The sequence below is a fragment of the Streptomyces koelreuteriae genome, from assembly GCF_018604545.1.
Lineage (GTDB): Bacteria > Actinomycetota > Actinomycetes > Streptomycetales > Streptomycetaceae > Streptomyces > Streptomyces koelreuteriae.
Genome location: NZ_CP075896.1, coordinates 2,275,181 through 2,296,039, shown reverse-complemented (window position 1 = coordinate 2,296,039; position 20,859 = coordinate 2,275,181). Strand labels below are relative to the sequence as shown.

Annotated in this window: 18 protein-coding genes; 11 read left to right on the top strand and 7 right to left on the bottom strand. The window is 71.9% G+C overall.

Annotated elements, in window-relative coordinates:
• The first annotated feature begins 21 nt into the window (after nt 1-21).
• The 4 genes from KJK29_RS09995 (at nt 22) to cimA (ending at nt 4,946) form a co-directional block, all read left to right on the top strand.
• Complete coding sequence (locus KJK29_RS09995; RefSeq protein ID WP_215118349.1) at nt 22-1,062, top strand: agmatine deiminase family protein; 1,041 nt, start codon at nt 22-24, stop codon at nt 1,060-1,062.
• Between the two features lie 16 nt (nt 1,063-1,078).
• Nucleotides 1,079-1,678, top strand: a complete 600-nt coding sequence (locus KJK29_RS09990; protein ID WP_215118348.1) for a TetR/AcrR family transcriptional regulator — start codon at nt 1,079-1,081, stop codon at nt 1,676-1,678.
• Between the two features lie 113 nt (nt 1,679-1,791).
• On the top strand, nt 1,792-3,039 hold the full coding sequence (locus KJK29_RS09985; protein WP_215118347.1) for a TolB-like translocation protein: 1,248 nt from the start codon (nt 1,792-1,794) through the stop codon (nt 3,037-3,039).
• A gap of 302 nt (nt 3,040-3,341) precedes the next feature.
• Nucleotides 3,342-4,946 carry a citramalate synthase gene (cimA, locus tag KJK29_RS09980; RefSeq protein ID WP_215118346.1) on the top strand — a complete coding sequence of 535 codons (1,605 nt, stop codon included), beginning with the start codon at nt 3,342-3,344 and terminating at the stop codon, nt 4,944-4,946.
• Nucleotides 4,947-5,340: 394 nt separating this feature from the next.
• Here cimA and KJK29_RS09975 read toward each other — a convergent pair whose 3' ends face one another.
• Complete coding sequence (locus KJK29_RS09975) at nt 5,341-6,000, bottom strand: SLATT domain-containing protein (RefSeq protein ID WP_215118345.1); 660 nt, start codon at nt 5,998-6,000, stop codon at nt 5,341-5,343.
• 183 nt (nt 6,001-6,183) lie between these two features.
• Between KJK29_RS09975 and KJK29_RS09970 the strand changes: the two genes are divergently transcribed.
• On the top strand, nt 6,184-7,542 hold the full coding sequence (locus tag KJK29_RS09970) for a hypothetical protein (protein WP_215118344.1): 1,359 nt from the start codon (nt 6,184-6,186) through the stop codon (nt 7,540-7,542).
• Nucleotides 7,543-7,676: 134 nt separating this feature from the next.
• Here KJK29_RS09970 and KJK29_RS09965 read toward each other — a convergent pair whose 3' ends face one another.
• Both KJK29_RS09965 and KJK29_RS09960 read right to left on the bottom strand, forming a co-directional pair.
• The gene (locus KJK29_RS09965; RefSeq protein WP_215124221.1) at nt 7,677-8,849 is read right to left on the bottom strand and encodes a Cmx/CmrA family chloramphenicol efflux MFS transporter; all 1,173 of its coding nucleotides are present in this window, start codon (nt 8,847-8,849) and stop codon (nt 7,677-7,679) included.
• A 165-nt stretch (nt 8,850-9,014) separates the two neighbouring features.
• Nucleotides 9,015-9,950: a DMT family transporter gene (locus tag KJK29_RS09960; protein WP_215118343.1), complete on the bottom strand. Its 936-nt coding sequence runs from the start codon at nt 9,948-9,950 to the stop codon at nt 9,015-9,017.
• Nucleotides 9,951-10,022: 72 nt separating this feature from the next.
• On the opposite strand from KJK29_RS09960, the gene KJK29_RS09955 reads away from it, so the two are divergent.
• Nucleotides 10,023-10,610 carry a TetR/AcrR family transcriptional regulator gene (locus KJK29_RS09955; RefSeq protein WP_215118342.1) on the top strand — a complete coding sequence of 196 codons (588 nt, stop codon included), beginning with the start codon at nt 10,023-10,025 and terminating at the stop codon, nt 10,608-10,610.
• 39 nt (nt 10,611-10,649) lie between these two features.
• Nucleotides 10,650-11,225, top strand: coding sequence for a YdeI/OmpD-associated family protein (locus KJK29_RS09950; RefSeq protein WP_215118341.1), 576 nt, complete (start codon nt 10,650-10,652; stop codon nt 11,223-11,225).
• A 430-nt stretch (nt 11,226-11,655) separates the two neighbouring features.
• Here the strand turns inward: KJK29_RS09950 and KJK29_RS09945 are convergent, their stop codons facing one another.
• Together KJK29_RS09945 and KJK29_RS09940 are read right to left on the bottom strand one after the other, a co-directional pair.
• Nucleotides 11,656-12,441 carry a S1 family peptidase gene (locus tag KJK29_RS09945; protein WP_215118340.1) on the bottom strand — a complete coding sequence of 262 codons (786 nt, stop codon included), beginning with the start codon at nt 12,439-12,441 and terminating at the stop codon, nt 11,656-11,658.
• Nucleotides 12,442-12,677: 236 nt separating this feature from the next.
• A complete protein-coding gene (locus KJK29_RS09940; protein ID WP_215118339.1) occupies nt 12,678-13,283 on the bottom strand; it encodes a YceI family protein in 606 nt (201 codons plus the stop codon).
• A gap of 373 nt (nt 13,284-13,656) precedes the next feature.
• Here KJK29_RS09940 and KJK29_RS09935 point away from each other — a divergent pair, with 373 nt between their 5' ends.
• The 4 genes from KJK29_RS09935 to KJK29_RS09920 all read left to right on the top strand — a co-directional run bounded on the left by KJK29_RS09935 (nt 13,657) and on the right by KJK29_RS09920 (nt 19,544).
• Nucleotides 13,657-14,487 carry an SDR family NAD(P)-dependent oxidoreductase gene (locus KJK29_RS09935; RefSeq protein ID WP_215118338.1) on the top strand — a complete coding sequence of 277 codons (831 nt, stop codon included), beginning with the start codon at nt 13,657-13,659 and terminating at the stop codon, nt 14,485-14,487.
• Nucleotides 14,488-15,197: 710 nt separating this feature from the next.
• Nucleotides 15,198-17,576, top strand: coding sequence for a polysaccharide lyase 8 family protein (locus KJK29_RS09930; protein ID WP_215118337.1), 2,379 nt, complete (start codon nt 15,198-15,200; stop codon nt 17,574-17,576).
• Between the two features lie 154 nt (nt 17,577-17,730).
• Nucleotides 17,731-19,314, top strand: coding sequence for an acyl-CoA carboxylase subunit beta (locus KJK29_RS09925; RefSeq protein ID WP_215118336.1), 1,584 nt, complete (start codon nt 17,731-17,733; stop codon nt 19,312-19,314).
• Nucleotides 19,315-19,349: 35 nt separating this feature from the next.
• On the top strand, nt 19,350-19,544 hold the full coding sequence (locus tag KJK29_RS09920; RefSeq protein ID WP_215118335.1) for an acyl-CoA carboxylase subunit epsilon: 195 nt from the start codon (nt 19,350-19,352) through the stop codon (nt 19,542-19,544).
• A gap of 162 nt (nt 19,545-19,706) precedes the next feature.
• Here KJK29_RS09920 and KJK29_RS09915 read toward each other — a convergent pair whose 3' ends face one another.
• Together KJK29_RS09915 and KJK29_RS09910 are read right to left on the bottom strand one after the other, a co-directional pair.
• Nucleotides 19,707-20,288, bottom strand: coding sequence for a GTP-binding protein (locus KJK29_RS09915; protein WP_009314218.1), 582 nt, complete (start codon nt 20,286-20,288; stop codon nt 19,707-19,709).
• Nucleotides 20,269-20,847, bottom strand: a complete 579-nt coding sequence (locus KJK29_RS09910) for a DUF742 domain-containing protein (protein WP_184598587.1) — start codon at nt 20,845-20,847, stop codon at nt 20,269-20,271. Before KJK29_RS09910 ends, KJK29_RS09915 begins: the two co-directional genes overlap by 20 nt.
• Nucleotides 20,848-20,859 lie beyond the last annotated feature (12 nt).

Here is a 20,859-nt window from a genome sequence, read left to right as displayed (position 1 = left end):
CACCCCGGACAAGGACCCCTGATGAACAAGGCTGCCGCCGACGGCTTCCGCATGCCCGCCGAGTGGGCCCCGCACGAGCGCACCTGGATGGCCTGGCCCGGCGAGAACCCCACCTTCGACGATCCGGGGGAGCTGGCCGCCGCCCGTGTCGCCTGGGCCGCGGTCGCCCGGGCCGTGCGCCGCTTCGAACCGGTGACGGTGGTGTGCGGGCCGGGGCAGTCGGACCAGGCGCGCACCCTGCTGGGCGAGGGCATCGACACGGTCGAGCGGGACCTCGACGACGCCTGGATGCGCGACATCGGCCCGACCTTCCTGACCGACGGGAAGGGTGCACTGGCCGCCGTCGACTGGACGTTCAACGGCTGGGGCGCCCAGGAGTGGGCCCGCTGGGAGCGCGACGAGAAGGTGGCCGCGCATGTCGCGGACCTCGCCGGGGCACGGACGTACGCCTCGCGGCTCGTCAACGAGGGCGGGGCGATCCATGTGGACGGCGAGGGCACCGTCCTGCTGACGGAGACGGTCCAGCTCGGCCCGGAGCGCAACCCCGGCTGGACGCGGGAGCAGGTCGAGGAGGAGATCCACGCCCAGCTCGGCACCCGCAAGGCGATCTGGCTGCCGCGCGGACTGACCGGCGACTATCCGCCGTACGGATTCGGCACCCTGGGTCATGTCGACATCGTCGCCGCCTTCGCTCGGCCGGGGGTCGTCGTGGCGCACTCCCAGCCGGACCCGGCGCACCCCGACCACGAGGTGACCAAGGAGGTCATCGGCCTGCTGAAGGCCCAGACGGACGCGCGCGGCCGCCGCCTGGAGGTGGTGGAGGTCCCCGCACCGACCGTCCTGGAGGCCGACGGCCACTGGGCCGACTACTCCTACATCAACCACTACCTCTGCAACGGCGGCGTGGTGCTGTGCGGCTTCGACGACCCTCGCGACGAACTCGCGGCCGGTGTCTTCCGCCGGCTCTTCCCCGAGCGGACCGTGACCCTGGTGGACGCCCGTACGATCTTCGCTGGTGGTGGAGGCATCCACTGCATCACACAGCAACAGCCCAAGATCTAGAACCCGGGAGCCGCAGATGGCCGGTGGGCGCAGGCAGGCGCCGCCCCGCGAGGACGTGCTCGCCGTCGCCATGGAGATGATCGCCGAGCGCGGTCTGGAGAAGCTCACCATGGCGGCGCTCGGCCGCGAGGTCGGGATGAGCAGCGGGCACTTGCTCTACTACTTCGGCTCCAAGGACGAACTGCTGCTGCGCACCCTGGAGTGGAGCGAGGGCCGGCTGGGCGCCGAGCGCGGACGGCTGCTGACCCGGACCGCCCCCGCCCGCGAACGCCTAGACGCCTACGTCGACCTGTACGTCCCCGACGGCCATCGCGACCCGCACTGGACCCTGTGGCTGGAGGTCTGGAACCGCTCGCAGAACGCCGACGAGGCCGCCCGCGACCGGCAGGCCGCCATCGAGGGCGTCTGGCACCGCGACCTGGTCGCCCTGCTCGCCGAGGGCGTCTCACGCGGCGAGTTCCGCCCTGTCGACCCCGACCGCTTCGCCGCCCGCCTGCGGTCGCTGCTGGACGGCTTCGCCATCCATGTGGCGATCGGCCTGCGCGGCACCGACCGGTCACAAGTCCTCCAGCACGTACGGGAGTTCCTTGAGGACAGCCTCCTCGCGGACACCTGAACGCCCGCCCGCGTTGTACTCAATTCGGCGGATTGACCCCCTGTCCGGTGGTGATGTTGGCTCTGGAGGAGCCCTCGGCGCGGGGCCGGGGGAACACAGGGGGAAAACAGCACATGACCAGCATCAGGAGGGCCACGTCCGTCGCGCTCGGACTGGCCCTGGCCGTCACGCTCGGCACCGCCGCCGCGCTGCCCGCGACCGCCGCGCCGGCGCCGGTGCCGCGCACCGAGAAGGCGAGCGTCGCCCCGGACGGCAGCGACGGCGACGCGCCCTCGGGCGGACCGAGCCTCAGCGCCGACGGCCGCCGTCTGGCCTTCGTCTCCCGCGCCGACAACCTCGTCGCCGGTGACACCGACGGCCTCGACGACGCCTTCGTACGCGACCTCGACACCGGCACGACCCGGTCGGCGAGCGGCGGTGTGGACGGCTCCGTCGACGACGTCGCCCTGAGCGGCAACGGCCGCTATCTGGCCTTCGCCGCCACCGGCGCGAGCGACGGCCGCAGCCACATCTGGGTCAAGGACCTGAAGACCGGCACCCTCCAGCGCATCGCGGACACCGTCGCCGGCGGCTACGACACCGGCAGGGCGCCCGCCATCAGCGCCGACGGCCGCTACGTCGCCTTCGTCGCCGAGCGCTCCGCGTTCACCCAGGGCGACGACGTCTGGGGACGTGTCTACAGAGTTGACCGGACCAGCGGCGAGGCCGTCCGCATCAGCCAGGTGCCCGGCGCGACCGACCGGAAGACCGCCGCCACCAACCCGTCCATCAGCGCCGACGGCAGCCGTGTCGGCTACCAGTTCTTCGTCCCGCACCCCTCCTCGGGTGACTGGAGCGACGCCTGGGTCCGTGATGTGCCGAGCGGGAAGCTGTTCCACACCGACCTGGCGCCGGACGGCCTGACGTCCGACGGGCAGACCGAGTTCCCGCAGGTCAGCGCCGACGGCCGGTACGCGGTCTTCAACTCGCTGGACTCGCGGCTGACCCCGGGCGACACCAACAAGGGGCACAACGTCTTCGTCCGCGACCTCAAGACGGGCGAGCTGCGCCGGATCGACGCCGCCGACCCGGCCGCCTTCACCGCGTTCCCCCGGCTCAGCGCCGACAGCCGGTACCTCGCCTTCGTCTCGGCCGACCCGGGCGACCCGGACCGTACGACGCGTGCCTACGTCCGTGACCTGCGCACCGGGCGCACGGTCCTGGCCAGCCCGGACGCCGAGGGCGGGCCGAACGACCAGAGCGTGTCGGCCCCGGTGATCGACCGGCACGGCCGCGCGGTCGCCTTCAGCAGCTCCTCACCCGACCTGGTGCCCGGCGACACGTACGACACCTCGCACGTCTACGTGCGCCGTATCAGGTGACCGACCGCATCCTGAGACAACCGTGAGCGAGGCACGGGGGCTGTGCCAGACTGCCCCCGTGCTCTCGTTCGCCATGATTATTGGCAGCAGGCGCGCCGGTCCGCAGTGACCGCCACGTACGACCAGGTACGGGCGGACACCGTCGTCCTCGACCCGCGCGCAGACCTCTCGCACCCGCGAGGGGTTTTTCGCTTTTTCTGGCCCACCCGCAGCCAGGAGCGAGAGCGCGAGGGAGTATGTGGGGGCGGTGGAGCCGGTCATTCCGGTACGACCGAGATCCAATCCTCAGGAGCCTTGAGACCATGACCGCAACCAGCGAGCTCGACGATTCGTTCCACGTCTTCGACACCACCCTGCGCGACGGCGCCCAGCGTGAGGGCATCAACCTCACCGTCGCCGACAAGCTGGCCATCGCACGGCACCTGGACGACTTCGGCGTGGGCTTCATCGAGGGCGGCTGGCCGGGCGCGAATCCCCGGGACACCGAGTTCTTCGCCCGCGCCCAGCAGGAGATCGACTTCCGGCACGCCCAGCTCGTCGCGTTCGGCGCGACCCGGCGCGCGGGAGCCAAGGCGGCCGAGGACCCGCAGGTCAAGGCGCTGCTGGAGTCGGGCGCCGAGGTGATCACGCTGGTCGCGAAGTCCCACGACCGGCATGTCGAGCTCGCCCTGCGCACCACCCTGGACGAGAACCTGGAGATGATCCGCGACACGGTGTCGTTCCTGACGGAACAGGGCCGCCGGGTCTTCGTCGACTGCGAGCACTTCTTCGACGGCTACCGGGCGAACCCGGAGTACGCCAAGGCCGTCGTCCGTACGGCGTCGGAGGCCGGCGCGGACGTGGTGATCCTCTGCGACACCAACGGCGGCATGCTCCCGGCGCAGATCCAGGCGGTCGTCGCCACGGTCCTGGCCGACACGGGCGCCCGGCTCGGCATCCACGCCCAGGACGACACGGGCTGCGCGGTGGCGAACACGCTGGCCGCCGTCGACGCCGGGGCGACGCATGTGCAGTGCACCGCCAACGGCTACGGCGAGCGCGTGGGCAACGCGAACCTCTTCCCGGTCGTGGCGGCGCTGGAACTGAAGTACGGCAAGAAGGTGCTGCCCGACGGCCATCTGCGCGAGATGACCCGTATCTCGCACGCCATCGCCGAGGTCGTCAACCTCACCCCCTCCACGCATCAGCCCTACGTCGGTCTCTCCGCCTTCGCCCACAAGGCCGGGCTGCACGCCTCTGCCATCAAGGTCGACCCGGACCTGTACCAGCACATCGACCCCGAGCTGGTCGGCAACACCATGCGGATGCTGGTCTCCGACATGGCGGGACGCGCGTCCATCGAGCTCAAGGGCAAGGAACTCGGCATCGACCTCGGCGGCGACCGGGAGCTGGTCGGCCGGGTCGTGGAGCGGGTGAAGGAACGCGAACTCCAGGGCTACACCTACGAGGCGGCCGACGCGAGCTTCGAACTCCTGCTGCGCACCGAGGTCCAGGGCAAGCCGCTGCGCTACTTCGAGGTCGAGTCCTGGCGGGCCATCGTCGAGGATCGGCCCGACGGGTCCCACGCCAACGAGGCCACGGTCAAGCTGTGGGCCAAGGGTGAGCGCATCGTCGCCACGGCCGAGGGCAACGGCCCGGTCAACGCCCTCGACCGTGCCCTGCGCGTCGGCCTGGAGAAGATCTACCCCCAGCTCGCCAAGCTCGAGCTCGTCGACTACAAGGTCCGCATCCTCGAAGGCAAACACGGCACCCAGTCCACGACCCGCGTCCTCATCTCCACGTCCGACGGCACGGGCGAGTGGTCCACGGTCGGCGTCGCCGAGAACGTCATCGCAGCGAGCTGGCAGTCCCTGGAGGACGCGTACACGTACGGCTTGCTGCGGGCGGGGGTGACGCCGGCGGAGTAGCGGGCCGCGTCTGTGCCTGCGCCTACGCGGTGGTGGTGGGTCGGGGCCGCGCCGGGGGGGGTCCGTCCTCGGAACGGCGCGATGGGGTCGGACGCCGACTGACTGTCCGTTGACGCGCCAACCGCTGCGGGCGGACACCCCCCGACACGTCCCCTTCCGTGGTCCGGCGGGTGCGGGCGCGTAACGGCTGAGCTGCCGTCGATCGCCGTGTGGCCGCTCTAGTCGCGGGTGGCCGCGAGCCGCCCTGGCTGCCGGCGGCCGTCACCGCCCCTAGCTGCGGGCATGCGTGCCGCTAGGGGCGGCACGGGTGGGCGCAGCGGCACCCCGCTACGCCGGGTTGCGGACCCACCCGGCGCCAGCGCCGGTGCCGGGTGCCGGGAAGCGGCCAGGTGGGTCACATGGCGGAGTCGCGGGCGCGTGGCACCTGGGCCTCACCCAGGCGCTCACGCCCCGCCCCCCGCTCCAGCCGGAACAACCCCGCCCCGTTCGACCGCTGCCCGGGCGCGTGCACGGTGGCGCGGGTCAGTTCCTCCACCCCGTCGGCCAGGTAACCGACCCACGCCGACCCCTCGTCCTCGATGATCCGCTGCGCGTCCGTCCGCAACCGCTCGATCACCCCGAGCAGCGCGGCCTGCTCCTTGTCGCTGGGAGAGTCCGTGGCCCGCAGATACGTCTGCGCCCACTCGGACTGCGCCCTCTTGAGGATCTGCTGCAGCGCCTGCTGCGTACGGATGTAGCGCGTCCAGGACGCCGAGAACCCGAAGATCCGATCGAACAGGACACACCCCGCCCCACCGGCCAGGAACACGAAGCCCCACTCGGGCGGCAACGCGGAAGGGGTGGCCGCGTGCACCAGCGGAGTCAGCGTGCCGACGATGCCCAGCAGCGCGGCCAGCGCCCGCAGCCACCGCGACCACAGCGACGGCCCCCGGCGCCGCGCCAGGTACCAGCCGATCGCCGTCGTCACCTCCGCCTCGGCATGCCGGAACAGCTCCCACAACAGGTCGGCCCGCGAACGCGACCGGTCCAGCTCGGCGAGTGCGGACACCGTCATGTCCGCGGCCCTGCGTCTTCCGAACATGCCCCTGATCCGCCCTTTCCCCTGCGACCCGTGGCGTGGGCCGGACCCGGCCCGGCCCACGGAGGTGAGCCAGAAGGCATCGTAGGCGCAGCGGCGTCCCGAAATCCCCGCCCCTATCGATATCCCTTCTGTGCTGATTCGGGTAGCTTCGAACATATGAAGGCCGCACTGGTGCGTACTGTCGTACGACTGCTGATCGCGCCGGTCGCCGCCCTGGTGGCGGTACTGGTGGTGATGACGGCCGTCGCGCCGGGCGCGCACGCGGCCACCGACCTCTCGAAGGTCGCCGAGGAACTGCGCGAGAACCCCGTCTACGTCGACCCGGCCGCCTCCGACCAGCTCGCGGCGTCGGACGCCGAGGCCCTCGCCGACAAGATCAAGGACGCGGACAAGCCCGTCTTCGTGGCGGTCCTCCCGGCCGATACCCCCACAAAGGACCTCTTCCGCAACCTCCGCACCGAGACCGGCGTCACCGGCCTGTACGGCGTCCGCGTCGGCGAGCAGTTCGACGCCCGTGCCGACAGCGCGGTGATGAGCCGCCAGGCGGTCTCCAACCTGGTCAGTGCCGTGCAGGACACGGGCGACACCAAGGCCCAGCTCAACGACTTCGTCGACGACGCCCTGCGCAGCATGGGCGGCACGGCGCCGAGCAGCTGGAGCGACGGCTCGGAGACCGGCGTACCGGTCGGCGGTCTGATCACGTTCGGCGCCCTGGTCGCGGCCGGCGGCGCGGGCACCTACGCCGTGGTCCGGCGCAACCGCCGCCGCCACGAGGAGGAGCAGCGGGCCGCTCTGGAGAAGCTGCGGGTCGTCGTCGACGAGGACATCACCGCCTTCGGCGAGGAGCTCGACCGCCTTGACTTCCACCCCGGGGAGCCCGCCGCCGACGACGCGATGCGCGCCGACTACGAACGCGCCCTGGACTCCTACGAGCGGGCGAAGTCCCTGATGGCGGCCGCGACGAAACCGGAGGACGTCCGGCCCGTCACCCAGACCGTGGAGGACGGCCGCTTCTCCCTGGCCCGGCTCGCGGCCCGGCGCGAGGGCGACCGGCTGCCCGAGCGCCGCCCGCCCTGCTTCTTCGACCCGCGCCACGGCCCCTCGGTCGCCGACATGAGCTGGACGCCCTCGGGCGGCACCACACGCGACGTCCCCGTCTGCGCGGCCGACCGGACCCGGCTCACCGAGGGCCGCGACCCGGCGATCCGCGAGGTCGACACCGACTACGGCCGCCGCCCCTACTGGGAGGCCGGCCCGGCGTACGGCCCCTGGGCCGGCGGCTACTTCGCCGGCGGCATCCTGCCCGGCCTCCTCGTCGGCACCATGCTCGGCAGCATGATGGCCGCCCCCGCCTACGCGGCCGACTACGGCTCCGGCTACGGAGACTTCGGCGGTTACGAGGGCGGTGACGTCTCCGGCGCCAACTTCGACTCCGGCGACTTCGGGGGCGGCTTCGGCGGAGGCGACTTCGGCGGTGGAGGCTTCGGTGGAGGGGACTTCGGGGGCGGGTTCTGAACCACGCCATCGACTGACCGCGGCGGTCACTGAAACCGGCCGCGACTGACCACGGCGGTCACTGAACCCGATGGGTCCCGTTGGGTTCTGCGATCGCCGCGGGCTCCGACCCGCCTCGCGCGCCCGCCCGGGGCTCAGCGCCGTAGCGCGTCCCGGTCCGCGAGCCGCGCCCGCTGACGCCACACCACCCCGGCCACGACGCCCGCGAGCGCGATCAGCCCCGCGCTCACCCACACCGGCGACCGGTACCCGAACCCGGCGCCGATCGCCGTGCCACCGGCCCAAGGGCCCAGCGCGGCGCCGACGTTGAACGCGGCCGTCGCGAAACCCCCGGCCAGTGTGGGTGCTCCCGGTGCCGCGTAGAGCGCCTGGGCGATCAGCGTGGAGCCGACGCCGAAGGAAAGCGCTCCCTGGGCGAAGACGAGCCCGAGGGCCAGGACCGGGTGCCCGGCCCCGAGGGCCAGCAGGCACCAGCCCACGCAGGCCGCGACGCCCCCACCGGCGAGGAGCGGCACGGGGCTGCGGTCGGCGAACCGCCCCGCCGCGGTCACCCCCACGAACGACCCGGCGCCGAACAGCGCGAGCACCCCGGGCACCCACCCGCTGCCCAGCCCCGTCACCTCGGTGACCAGCGGCGCGAGATAGGTGAAGGTGCAGAACGTCGCGCCGTTCACGAGGGCGCCCAGCAGCAGCGTGACGACCAGCCGAGGGCTGCGCAGTGACCGCAGTTCACCGCGCAGGGCGGGCGGCGCACCCTCGGCGGTCCCGCCCGGCACGGACCACGCCACCGCCACCAGGGCCGGCAGCGACAGCAGCGCCACGGCCCAGAACGCCGTACGCCAGCCCCACAGCCCGCCCAGCAGGGCCCCGGCGGGCACCCCGGCCACACACGCCAGTGTCACGCCGCCCAGCAGTGTGGACGTGGCCCGGCCCTTCGCGTCAGCCGGGACCATTCCCGCGGCGGCTACGAGGGCGACGGCGAGGAACCCCGCGTTGGCGAGCGCCCCCACCACCCGCGTGGCGAGCAGGACCTCGAAACTGCCGGTGAGAGCACCGACGACATGGACGGCGAGAAAGACGACGAGGAACGCCGACAGCGCGCCCCGCCGCGACCAGCGCCGCGCGAGACCCGCCACGAGCGGCGCCCCTACGACCATTCCCGCCGCGAAGGCGGAGGTCAGCGCACCCGCGGCGGGAACGGACACCCCCAGATCCCGCGCGATGTCCGGCACCAGCCCGGACAGCATGAACTCGGACGTCCCTTGCGCGAACACGGCAAGGCCCAGCAGAAGTAGAGCGAACGGCATGAGGAAACTCCGCACCCGGAAGTCGACGACGAACACGACACGTCGGTCGGCGATCCGGTGGCGGAGCGAAGAAGGGGCCTGCCTCAGCGGCCCGGCATCACAAGCAGCCACCGGAGAGCCGGTGGCCGCACTCTGGATGCCTCGGGGCTGGACACGACAGGGACGTTAGGCGGATTCGGAGGACCGGGTCCACCGGTTTTCCCGCCGCTCTCCCCGGGCGGCGGTCACGGCAGCGTCCCCCCGGTGCCCGCCGCGGTGGACGATGACGACGGCCGCGAGGCAGACGGCCAGCCCGAGGGCGGTCTGGAGGCCGAACGGCTCGCCGAACATGAGCGCGCCCCAGACGGCCGTGACCGGGGCCATGAGGAACATCAGGGTGTTGACCTCGGTGACGCCGGAGCGCTTCAGGATGAGCCAGTACAGCCCGTACCCGCCGAACGTGGACAGGCCCACGAGCCAGGCGACCGCCACCCAGAAGGCTCCCTCGGCCGGCGGCGCGGCGGCTCCGGCGGCCAGCGCAAGCACGGTGAAGAGGACGGCGCTGGTGACGCAGTGGACGGTCAGCGACACCGAAGGGGCGACCCGCGAGCGGGAGCGGCTCTCCAGGAACGTCGCCGCGACCAGGGACAGCATGCCGAGCAGCGGGACGGCGTACGCCCACCAGACCACGTCGGTCCCGGCGGCGTCGGCCAGGGTGACCACGGCGACGCCGCTCAGCCCGAGGCCCAGGCCGATCCACTGCCGTCCCGAGACGTGGCTCCCGAGCAGCGGTCCCGCGAGGGCTCCGGCGACGAGGGGCTGGATGCCGTCGATCAGGGCCGTGGTGCCGCTGGAGACGCCGAGCTGGATGGCGTAGTAGACGCTCAGCAGATAGCCGCTCTGCGACAGCACGCCGATCACGGCCTGCCGGGTCACGTCCCGGGCGGTGAGCCCCCGCCACGCGGAGCGCGTGAGGACGGCGACGGCGATCAGGACGACGGCCAGCGGCAGGAACCGCCACATCAGGACCGTGAGCGCGGACGCGCTGCCCGCGCCGAGCTTGGCTCCGATGAACCCGGAGCTCCAGCACAGGACGAAGGCGAGGGAGAGCAGGATGTTCACGACACCACAACCACTAGACAGATCGGTTTACCCGTTCCTCGTCGACTATACAGATCGGTATACTCGGGTGCCATGGGTACCACTGCCTCCGAAACCCCCCGCCGGATCACGCTGACGCCGGCCGCCCGCCGCGCCCTCCAGGCCGCCGCGCGGCTGTTCTACGAACGCGGCATCCATGCCGTCGGGGTCGACCTCATCGCCGCCGAGGCCGGGGTCACGAAGAAGACCCTCTACGACCGGTTCGGCTCCAAGGAGCAGATCGTCGTGGAGTACCTCGCCGACCGCGACGAGCGCTGGCGGGCCTTCCTCGGCGAGCGCCTCGACGCGGCCGGGCCGGACCCGGGGGAGCGCGTCCTGACGGTCTTCGACGCCTCACGCGATTGGGCGCGGGACAGCAGCCCGAAGGGGTGCAGCATGGTCAACGCCCACGCGGAGATCAGCGACCCCGCGCACCCGGCCCACCCGATCATCACCGGCCAGAAGCGGTGGATGCTCGACCTGTTCACGAGTCTCGCCGCGGACATCACCCCGGACGAACCAGCCCGTCTGGCCCGGGCGTTGATGCTGCTCCACGAGGGCGCGCTCGTCGCCCACGGCCTCGGCATCTTCCCGGACGCCATCGACCACGCCCGCGAACAGGCGCGCGCGCTGCTCGCGTAGCGGACGGAATCTGTCCTACTCGGTCCCTACGGTGGTGCCATGACCTCCTCCGACGGCCCGGCCCCGCTCCCCTTCGCCACCGTGGCCGACCTGGACTCCTGGCTGACCACCCACCCCGCCCCGCATCCCGGCCTCTGGGTCAAGGTCGCCAAGAAGGGTTCGGGCATCCCCTCCGTCAGCGCCGCCGACGTCAACGACGTGGCGCTCTGCCACGGGTGGATCACCGGGCAGCGCAAGCGCCTCGACGCGTCGTACTACCTCCAGAGGATCACCCCGCGCCGCCCCGGCAGCCTCTGGTCCATGGTCAACGTCCGCCGGGTGGAGGAACTCACCGCCGCCGGACGTATGCGCCCCGCCGGGCATGACGAGGTGACCACCGCGAAGGCGGACGGCCGTTGGGACGCGGCCTACGCCTCCCAGCAGGAGGCCGAGGTCCCGGAGGACTTCGCGACAGCGCTGGCACGCAGCCCGCGAGCCGCAGCAGCTTTCGAGTCCCTCGGCCGAACGGACCGCTACCTCACGATGCTCCCCGTCCTCCGCGCCCTGACACCGGGGAGCCGGGCAGCGCAGGTGACGGCGGCGGTGGCGAAGTTGGAGGCGGGTGGTCGGGGGTGAGCGGCCTGACGGGGCGGGCTGGGGCGACGGGGGTTGTTCTGGCGCGAGCGTTCGGGCTCGGGCTCGGTGGCGCGGGCCGGATCGGCTGAGGCCAGCCCCAACACCCGGGCGCGGGCCCGCCATCGGACGGGTCGGGCAGGTAGGCGGACCCTGGCCGTCTGGGCGTGGGCCCGCCGACGGCCGGGCCGGATTGACGGGGGCGCTCCAGCGCGCGACGCAGACTCGGCGGGGGGGAGGGGCCGAGGTGACGGGAGTTCGCCCCATCGCCCGTGCGGGGACCCTCCTCGGGCGGGGCAACTCACCCCACAGGCGCGGGCCCGGCCCCGGATGACCCGACCCGACCGGCAGTCACCCGACCGCACAGCCACGGGCCCGGTGCCCAACCGCCCGCACCGGACCCGCAAGCCGCTTCGTCACTGCCGAGGGCGCGTCAGAGGGTGGACGCCGCCGAGGCTATCGCCGAGGCGAACGTGGAGACCTCCGTGTAGACGCCGGGGGCCTCGGGGCGGGCGCAGCCCTCGCCCCAGCTGACGATGCCGACCTGGATCCAGGCGCCGGCGTTGTCCTTGCGGAACATGGGGCCGCCGGAGTCGCCCTGGCAGGTGTCGACGCCGCCCGCGTCGAAGCCGGCGCAGATCTCCTCGCTCGCGACGAGGCCGCTGTACAGACCGCCGTAGGCCTTGCACGCGGCGTCGCTGACGAAGGGCACGGTCGCCTTCAGGAGGTAGCGCTGCTGGGAGCCGCCCTCACGGTTCGCGCCCCAGCCGGCGACGGTGAAGTCACCGGTGTTGTACTGCGAGGTCGTGGCTGTCTTCAGGGTCGGCAGATTGATCGGCTGGGCGAGCTTGATGAGCGCCCAGTCCTTGCCGGTGCCGTTGTAGCCGGGCGCGCGGAGCACCTTGGTGGAGCGGACCTGGACCCGGCCGCTCGTGGACTGGAGGTCGACGACCCCCGCGGTGGCGGTGATGCTGGTGTTGTTGCCGGAACTGCCCACACAGTGCGCGGCCGTGAGCACGATCTGCTGGGTGTAGAGCGCGCCGCCACAGCCCATGGACAGCCTGACCATGAACGGGAACTCGCCCTGCGCGGCCCGCGTCCCGCCGACGACGGGCGAGGGCGCGGCCTGCGCGGCGGTGACGGGCTGAAGGCTGGCGATCGCGAGCGCGGCGGCGCCGAGGACCGCGCATCTCTTGAGAGCCGTGAGAAGTCTCTTCAACGTGATGCCTTCCGTGGGGGGTTGACCTGGGGAGATGTGCAACCGAAGCATCCGTTTGACGAGCTCATGTCAGCAGCAGGAGCAAAAAGAACGTCCATGTGCTGGCATGGACCGGTCAAAATTCTGCTGCTGGATTATGAGAACGCCGTGAGTCCTCGCACAAGAGGCCCGATTCGGCCACGCCGCACGGAGTGGTCCCGTGCGGCGTGGCCGGTGGTGCGGGCGATGCGGGAGGTTCAGGCGTTCCTGATCGCCGAGATGTCGAAGTTGAGCTTGATCTTGTCGGAGACGAGCACGCCGCCGGTCTCCAGCGCGGCGTTCCAGGTCAGGCCCCACTCGGAGCGCAGGATCTCCGCCTTGCCCTCGAAGCCGACGCGCTCGTTGCCGAAGGGGTCCTTCGCGGCGCCGTTGAACTCCAGGTCGATGGAGAGGGGGCGGGTGGTGCCGAGGATCGTCAGGTCGCCGGTGATGCGGTAGTCGTCGCCGCCGAGGGACTCCGCCTTCGTGGAGCGGAACGTCATGGTCGGGAACTCGTCCGCCTTGAAGAAGTCCGCGCTCTTGAGATGGCCGTCCCGGTCCGCGTTGCCCGTCTCGATGCTGTCCATCACGACGTCGAGGGAGGCCGCGGACCGCGAGGGGTCGGTGCCGTCGAGGCTGAGCGTGCCCGTGAAGTCCTGGAAGCCGCCCTTGACGTTGGTGACCATGGCGTGGCGGGCGACGAAGCCGATCGTCGAGTGCGCGGGGTCGATCGTGTAGTCGCCGGTCAGGGCGGCCAGCTCCGGCCGTACGGCGCCGGACGTGCCGGTGGCGGTCTCGATGTCCTTGCTGCTGAAGATGCTCATGGGTAGGCCTCCTGCGAGTGATGCGATGAGAAGTCTCGATGTTGAATCTTGAACTACATCAACGCGCACCACCGTAGACCTATTCCGGTTCAATGTTCAACATCATTGGAGGCCGTGTCGCGATACCGCCGCCTGGCGGCACCGCGCGGCCCGCAGGGGTGGTCCTGCCGCGGGCGTCGCGGACGGGCCCGGCCCGTGGACCGCCAACGGAAACGGGCACGTCGGGCCGGGTGAGCCAGGCCCGCGAGCAGGGCTCCAGCGCTGGCGGGACGCACCGGGATGGCGGTGTCCTGGGAGAGGAGGTTCCGTGTGAAGGGACCCGCATGGATACAGACGAGACCACGGCGGACGTACACCGCAGGGAGACCGACCGATGACACTCACCGGCTCCGGCTCGGCCTACGACCCACCGGGCCCCGCCCCACGCGGCCCCGTAGCCCCCTCACACGTGCGCGAGCACGGACCGGCACGGCGTCTGGACCGGCGCGTGGCCCTCGTCACCGGGGCCTCCTCGGGGATCGGGGCGGCGACGGCACGGCGATTCGCCATGGACGGCTGGCAACTGCTCCTCAACGGACGCGACCGGCGCTGTCTGGAGCAGACGGCCTCCGGCACCTCGGCGCTCGTGCTGCCCGCCGACCTCGCCGCCCCGGGCGGACCGCGCCTGCTGGCCCAGTCCGCGCTGCACGCGACCGGCCGGATCGACGTCCTGGTCGCCGGGGCGGGCATCGGCTGGACGGGCCCGTTCGCCGCCATGCCGCACACCGACATCGACCGGGTGCTGGCCTTGGACCTCAACGCCACGCTCCACCTTGTGCGTGAAGTGCTGCCGTCCATGATCGAGGCCGGCCGGGGCCGGGTGGTGCTGCTCGGCTCGGCCGCGGGCTGCTCGGGCGTACGGGAGGAGGCGGTGCACTCCGCCGCCAAGGCGGGCCTCGCCGCCTTCGCCGACGCCCTCCGCCAGGAACTGCGCGGCACGGGCGTGGGCGTGACCCTGGTCGTCCCCACCCGCAGGGACAGCGGCCCCTACGACCACACCACCCCCCGTCCCGTCTCACCCGGCAACGTCGCCCGCGACATCTTCGAGTCCGTACGCCAGGACAGCGACGAGGCGCCCCCCACCCCCACCTGGCGAGCCCTCCCGAGCCGCCTCAGGGCCCTGACCCCGGGGCTGAACCGCCGCATAGCGAACCGCCGCTACTGACCGGCAGGGGCCCGCGCCGGGAGGCCGGCCTCGGTGTGCATCCGGCCGAAAGCACCGTTCAGGTGGCCGTCTGCCCGGGCTCGGGCGTGGGCATGATCGTCGAGAGTCGTGTCCCCCCCCGGCCTGGCGAGGCGTCCCGGGCCGCCTCAGGGCCCGGCGGCCGGGGCACGTGCCGGGAGGCCGGCCTCGGTGTGCATCCGGCCGAAAGCACCGTTCAGGTGGCCCTCTGCCCGGGCTCGGGCGTGGGCATGATCGTCGAGAGCCGTGTCCCCCCCGGCCTGGCGAGCCGTCCCGGGCCGCCTCAGGGCCCGGCGGCGGGGGCACGTGCCGGGAGGCCGGCCTCGGTGTGCATCCGGCCGAAAGCACCGTTCAGGTGGCCGTCTGCCCGGGCTCGGGCGTGGGCATGATCGTCGAGAGTCGTGTCCCCCGGCCTGGCGAGGCGTCCCGGGCCGCCTCAGGGCCCGGCGGCCGACCCGGCGCCGGGAGGCCGGCCTCGGTGTGCATCCGGCCGAAAGCACCGTTCAGGTGGCCCTCTGCCCGGGCTAGGGCGTGGGCATGACCGTCGAGAGCCGTGTCCCCCCCCCGGCCTGGCGAGCCGTCCCGAGCCGCCTCAGGGCCCGGCGGCCGGCCCGCGCCGGGAGGCCGGCCTCGGTGGGCATCCGGCCGAAAGCACCGTTCAGGTGGCCCTCTCCCCGTGGTAGGGCATGGGCATGACCCCCGAGCGTCGCGAATTTCCCCGCCGCACGGCCAAGGACGCCACCACCCTGCCGAGCCCTGGCCGTCGGGCCCTGCTGCTCGCGGTCGGGGCGCTGGCGGCGACCGGCTGGGCGGCGTCCATGCCCCGCGCCGCGTATGCCTCCGAAGCCGAGGACCCCTACGAGACCCTCCGCCGCCGCTGGCTCGGTATCGCCCTCGGCGAGGGCTACGACCCGGCAGCGGAGCCGTACGCCACCCGGCTCGCCGAGACCGGTGCACTCGCCCGCGGGCTGCGCGCCTCCATGGCCCCGGCGGCGAACTCCCTCTGGCCCGGGCACCCCTTCGACCCGCCGGCCGGCATCACCCTCAGCTACGGGCGTCTGTGGACCATGACCCAGGCCTACGTTCAGAAAGGCACCGGCTCGACCGCCGACCCGGGCCTGCTCGCCGACGTCCTGCGCGGCCTCGACCACCTCAACGCGACCGTCTACAACCCTTCCACCACCCGCTACGGCAACTGGTGGGAGTGGCAGATCGGCAGCCCCCGCCTGCTCACCGACATCACCGCCGCCCTCTACGACGAACTGGGCGAAACCCGCGTCCGGGCCGCCTGCGCCGCCGTCGACCACTTCGTCCCCGACTCCGCCCTCGGCGACTACACCGGCACCTCCACCGGCGCCAACCGCGTCGACCTGTGCCGCTCCGTCGCCCTGCGCGGCATCCTCGGCCGCGACCCGGCCAAGATCGCCCTCGCCCGGGACGCGCTCTCCCCGGTCTTCCCCTACGTCACCCGGGGCGACGGCCTCTACGCCGACGGCTCCTTCGTCCAGCACACCTGGGTCGCCTACTCGGGCACCTACGGACAGGTCATGCTCGACGGCCTCGGCCGGCTCTTCACCCTGCTCGCCGGATCCGACTGGGCGGTCACCGACCCGAACCGGCAGATCATCCTCGACAGCGTCGAGCGGGCCTACGCCCCGCTCATCCACGACGGACTGGTCATGGACAGCGTCAACGGCCGTGCCATCAGCCGCGGTTACCTCATCACCGACGACCGCAAGGTGATGCGCAGCGACCACTTCCACGGCCAGCAGCTCATCGCGGCCATCGCCCTCCTCGCCGCCGCCGCGACCCCCGCGGAACGCGACCGCTGGCACGCCCGCGTCAAGGGCTGGATCGAACGGGACACGGTCACCCCGATCCTCACCGCACCCCAGTTCGGCGTCGCCACCCTCGCCCGGCTGCACGCCATCGCCGCCTCACCCGCCCCGGCCGCACCCGAACCCACCGGGCACCACCTCTTCGCCGCCATGGACCGCGCCGTCCACCGCCGCCCCGGCTTCACCGTGAACATCGCCATGGCCAGCGACCGCATCGCCCACTACGAGTGCGGCAACGGCGAGAACCCACGCGGCTGGCACACCGGCGCGGGGATGGTCAGCTGGTGGTCCGGTACGAGCGACCAGTACACGGACTGGTTCTGGCCGACGGTGGACTGGTACCGCCTGCCCGGCACCACCGTCTCCACCAAGCGCCTCGCCGACCGGGAAGGAGGCGAGTGGGGATCCGCCCGCCCGGACGCCCGCTGGGTCGGCGGCACCACCGACGGCACCTGCGCGGCCCTCGGTCAGCACCTCAAGGGCCTCGGCTCCACCCTCCAGGCCCGCAAGTCCTGGTTCTGCGTCGCGGACGCGGTGATCTGCCTCGGCGCCGGGATCGGCTGCGCCGACGGCGTCCCGGTGGAGACGATCGTCGACAACCGCAACCTCGGCGAGTCCGGCACCCAGCGCTTCGCCCAGGGCCCGAACTGGGCCCACCTGGAGGACCACGGCGGCTGGGTCCTGCTCGACGGCGAGCCGAAGGCGCTCCGCGAGGACCGCACCGGCGCCTGGGCCGACATCAACACCGGCAGCACCCCGGAGCGCCGCACCCGCCGCTGGCAGACCCTCTGGCTCGACCACGGCACCGACCCCGAGGACGCCACATACGCCTACGTCCTGATGCCCGGGGCGTCCCGCCGCGCGGTCGCCCGCCGCGCCGCCCACCGGCACTGGCTGTCGGTCCTCGCCAACGACGCGGACCGCCAGGCGGTCACCGTGCCCTCCCTCGGCTTCCTGGCAGCGAACTTCTGGCAGGCCGGCACGGCAGGTCCGCTCACCGCCTCCGCCGCCGCGAGCGTGCTGACCGTCCGCCGGGGCCGTACCGCTACCCTCTGTGCGAGCGAGCCGCCCCGCACGGGCACGCCGCTGGAGATCACCTGGGACCGCCCGGTCCGCCAGGTCGTGCGCGCGGACGAGACCGTCGAGGTGCTCTCGACCGGCCCTCGACTGAGGCTGCGCATCACCCCGGGGGAGGTATGCGCGACCCACCGATGTGAGGTGACTCTCGGTTGAGGTCTTTGTGCGACCCCTACAAGCCGCACACCCTCTGAGCAGTCGGATTGGCTGCACTCCACCATGGTTCTGTTCAGGGGTACCAGGAAAACACGCCGGAGACTGTGAGGAGTCGACGGCCCGCTTTCCTGGGTTGGCTTCGTAAGGTCACTACATGACCGTTTTGGATGAGGCGCCGGGTGAGCCGACCGACGCGCGTGGACGCGTGGCCGAACTGCACGAGATCCGTGCGCAGGCGGTGGCCGGACCGAGCGAGAAGGCGACCAAGGCGCAGCACGCCAAGGGCAAGCTGACCGCACGGGAGCGCATCGAGCTGCTCCTCGACCCGGATTCCTTCCGTGAGGTCGAGCAGCTCCGCCGGCACCGGGCCACGGGTTTCGGCCTGGAGGCCAAGAAGCCGTACACCGACGGTGTGATCACCGGCTGGGGGACGGTCGAGGGCCGGACGGTCTTCGTCTACGCCCATGACTTCCGGGTCTTCGGCGGCGCGCTGGGCGAGGCCCACGCCACCAAGATCCACAAGATCATGGACATGGCCATCGCGGCCGGCGCGCCCCTGGTCTCCCTGAACGACGGCGCCGGTGCCCGTATCCAGGAGGGCGTCTCCGCCCTCGCCGGCTACGGCGGCATCTTCCAGCGCAACACCAAGGCCTCGGGCGTGATCCCGCAGATCAGCGTCATGCTGGGGCCCTGCGCGGGCGGCGCGGCCTACAGCCCCGCCCTGACGGACTTCGTGTTCATGGTCCGCGAGACCTCGCAGATGTTCATCACCGGCCCGGACGTCGTCAAGGCGGTCACCGGCGAGGAGATCACCCAGAACGGCCTGGGCGGCGCCGACGTGCACGCCGAGACCAGCGGCGTCTGCCACTTCGCCTACGACGACGAAGAGACCTGCATCGCCGAGGTCCGCTACCTGCTCTCCCTGCTCCCGCAGAACAACCGCGAGAACCCGCCGCGCGCCGAGGCCTCGGACGCCGTCGACCGCCGCTCGGACGTCCTGCTGGACCTGGTCCCGGCGGACGGCAACCGGCCGTACGACATGGCCAAGGTCATCGAGGAGATCGTCGACGACGGCGACTACCTGGAGGTCCACGAGCGCTGGGCGCGGAACATCATCTGCGCGCTGGGCCGGATGGACGGCCAGGTCGTCGGCATCGTCGCCAATCAGCCGCAGGCCCTCGCGGGCGTCCTGGACATCGAGGCCTCCGAGAAGGCGGCCCGCTTCGTCCAGATGTGCGACGCCTTCAACATCCCGATCATCACTCTTCTGGACGTACCCGGCTTCCTGCCCGGCGTCGACCAGGAGCACGGTGGGATCATCCGCCACGGCGCCAAGCTGCTCTACGCGTACTGCAACGCGACCGTGCCGAGGATCTCGCTGATCCTGCGCAAGGCCTACGGAGGTGCGTACATCGTCATGGACAGCCAGTCCATCGGTGCTGACCTCACCTACGCCTGGCCGACGAACGAGATCGCCGTCATGGGCGCGGAGGGTGCGGCCAACGTCATCTTCCGCCGCCAGATCGCCGAGGCCGAGGACCCCGAGGCCATGCGCGCCCGCATGGTCAAGGAGTACAAGTCCGAGCTGATGCACCCGTACTACGCGGCGGAGCGCGGCCTGGTCGACGACGTCATCGACCCCGCCGAGACCCGCGAGGTCCTCATCAAGTCCCTCGCGATGCTCCAGACCAAGCACGCCGACCTGCCTTCCCGCAAGCACGGCAACCCTCCGCAGTAACCCCGCGGACATCTCTCTCACGGAGACTGACACCCATGAGCACCCCTGACATCCGCGTCGAGAAGGGCCACGCCGAGCCCGAGGAAGTCGCCGCCATCACGGCGATCCTCCTGGCCCGCGCCGCCGCCCGCCCCACCGACCCCACCCCGACGCACCGAGGCCGCGACAAGGCCGGCTGGCGCCGCCTGGAACGCGAGCCGGGCTTCCGAGCCCCGCACAGCTGGCGCTGACCCCAGCACCTGAAAGAGGCCCCTCCACCAGGAGGGGCCTCTTTTGCTTTTTGCCTTTAGGGGCGCGGGGAACTGCGCGACAAGCCACGATCAACCCGCACCCGGCAACGCAACAGCCCCCGGCAACCCAGAGGCCGCCAGGGGCTGTCCCACAGCAAGAAACTAACGAAGCCGTGCCATCAGCGCGTGCTCAACCAGCGTGATCAACGCCGACTTCGCATCGGCCCGATGCCGCGCGTCCGTCGTGATGATCGGCGTGTCCGGCCCGATCTGCAGAGCCTCCCGCACCTCGTCCGGGTTGTACGGCTGCTGCCCGTCGAACCCGTTCAGCGCGATCACGAACGGCAGACCCGAGTTCTCGAAGTAGTCGACGGCCGGGAAGCAGTCGGCGAGACGCCGCGTGTCCACCAGGACGATCGCGCCGATGGCGCCGCGCACCAGGTCGTCCCACATGAACCAGAAGCGGTCCTGACCGGGCGTACCGAAGAGGTACAGGATCAGGTCCTGGTCCAGGGTGATACGGCCGAAGTCCATGGCGACCGTGGTGGTCGTCTTGTCCCCGGTGTGGGTGAGGTCGTCGATGCCGGCCGAAGCTGACGTCATGACGGCCTCGGTACGCAGCGGGTTGATCTCCGAGACGGCCCCGACGAACGTGGTCTTGCCCACGCCGAAGCCACCCGCCACCACGATCTTCGCTGAGGTGGTGGAGCGGGAAGGACCGCCGCTAGAGCTTGCGAAGTCCACTGAGCACCCTTTCGAGCAGTGTCACGTCTGGCTGGCCGCCGGCGTTCTCGTCGCCGCCGGGCTGATGGATGGCGACCAGTCCCGCCTCCGCCAAGTCGGCGACGAGGATCCTGGCCACGCCGAGAGGGATCGTGAGGAGCGCCGAGATCTCGGCGACCGACTTGATTTCCCGGCAGAGGTTGCAGATCCGCTGATGCTCGGGCAACTGGCCCTGCATCTGGTGCGGCTGCGCAGTGGTGTGCACCAGCGCCTCGATGGCGAGCTGGTAACGCGGGCGGGTCCGGCCACCGGTCATGGCGTACGGACGCACCAGCGGGTTGTTCGACGCCCCGGCGGGCGCCGGCTCGGGGGTGCGGCGCTGCGGCTGCACAGGCTGGATACGCGGGGCCGGCGGCTGGTCGTACGGCGACGGGCCGGGGCCCTGCGGCGCGTACGGCTGCCGGTGGCTCGGTGTGGAGGGGAAGTTGTAACGGTTCGGGTTCTGGGCACCGTCGTTCTGGCCCTGTGCGGGGCCGTACGACCAGTTGCCCGAAGACGAACCGCCTGGGGGTGTTGCCACTTTCTCCTCCTC

What these genes read in the sequence shown, in the direction of transcription:
- KJK29_RS09995 (WP_215118349.1), top strand. Translation starts at nt 22, where the DNA reads ATGAACAAGGCTGCCGCCGACGGCTTCCGCATGCCCGCCGAGTGGGCC.
- KJK29_RS09990 (WP_215118348.1), top strand. Translation starts at nt 1,079, where the DNA reads ATGGCCGGTGGGCGCAGGCAGGCGCCGCCCCGCGAGGACGTGCTCGCC.
- KJK29_RS09985 (WP_215118347.1), top strand. Translation starts at nt 1,792, where the DNA reads ATGACCAGCATCAGGAGGGCCACGTCCGTCGCGCTCGGACTGGCCCTG.
- cimA (WP_215118346.1), top strand. Translation starts at nt 3,342, where the DNA reads ATGACCGCAACCAGCGAGCTCGACGATTCGTTCCACGTCTTCGACACC.
- KJK29_RS09975 (WP_215118345.1), bottom strand. Translation starts at nt 6,000, where the DNA reads ATGACGGTGTCCGCACTCGCCGAGCTGGACCGGTCGCGTTCGCGGGCC.
- KJK29_RS09970 (WP_215118344.1), top strand. Translation starts at nt 6,184, where the DNA reads ATGAAGGCCGCACTGGTGCGTACTGTCGTACGACTGCTGATCGCGCCG.
- KJK29_RS09965 (WP_215124221.1), bottom strand. Translation starts at nt 8,849, where the DNA reads ATGCCGTTCGCTCTACTTCTGCTGGGCCTTGCCGTGTTCGCGCAAGGG.
- KJK29_RS09955 (WP_215118342.1), top strand. Translation starts at nt 10,023, where the DNA reads ATGGGTACCACTGCCTCCGAAACCCCCCGCCGGATCACGCTGACGCCG.
- KJK29_RS09950 (WP_215118341.1), top strand. Translation starts at nt 10,650, where the DNA reads ATGACCTCCTCCGACGGCCCGGCCCCGCTCCCCTTCGCCACCGTGGCC.
- KJK29_RS09940 (WP_215118339.1), bottom strand. Translation starts at nt 13,283, where the DNA reads ATGAGCATCTTCAGCAGCAAGGACATCGAGACCGCCACCGGCACGTCC.
- KJK29_RS09935 (WP_215118338.1), top strand. Translation starts at nt 13,657, where the DNA reads ATGACACTCACCGGCTCCGGCTCGGCCTACGACCCACCGGGCCCCGCC.
- KJK29_RS09930 (WP_215118337.1), top strand. Translation starts at nt 15,198, where the DNA reads ATGACCCCCGAGCGTCGCGAATTTCCCCGCCGCACGGCCAAGGACGCC.
- KJK29_RS09925 (WP_215118336.1), top strand. Translation starts at nt 17,731, where the DNA reads ATGACCGTTTTGGATGAGGCGCCGGGTGAGCCGACCGACGCGCGTGGA.
- KJK29_RS09920 (WP_215118335.1), top strand. Translation starts at nt 19,350, where the DNA reads ATGAGCACCCCTGACATCCGCGTCGAGAAGGGCCACGCCGAGCCCGAG.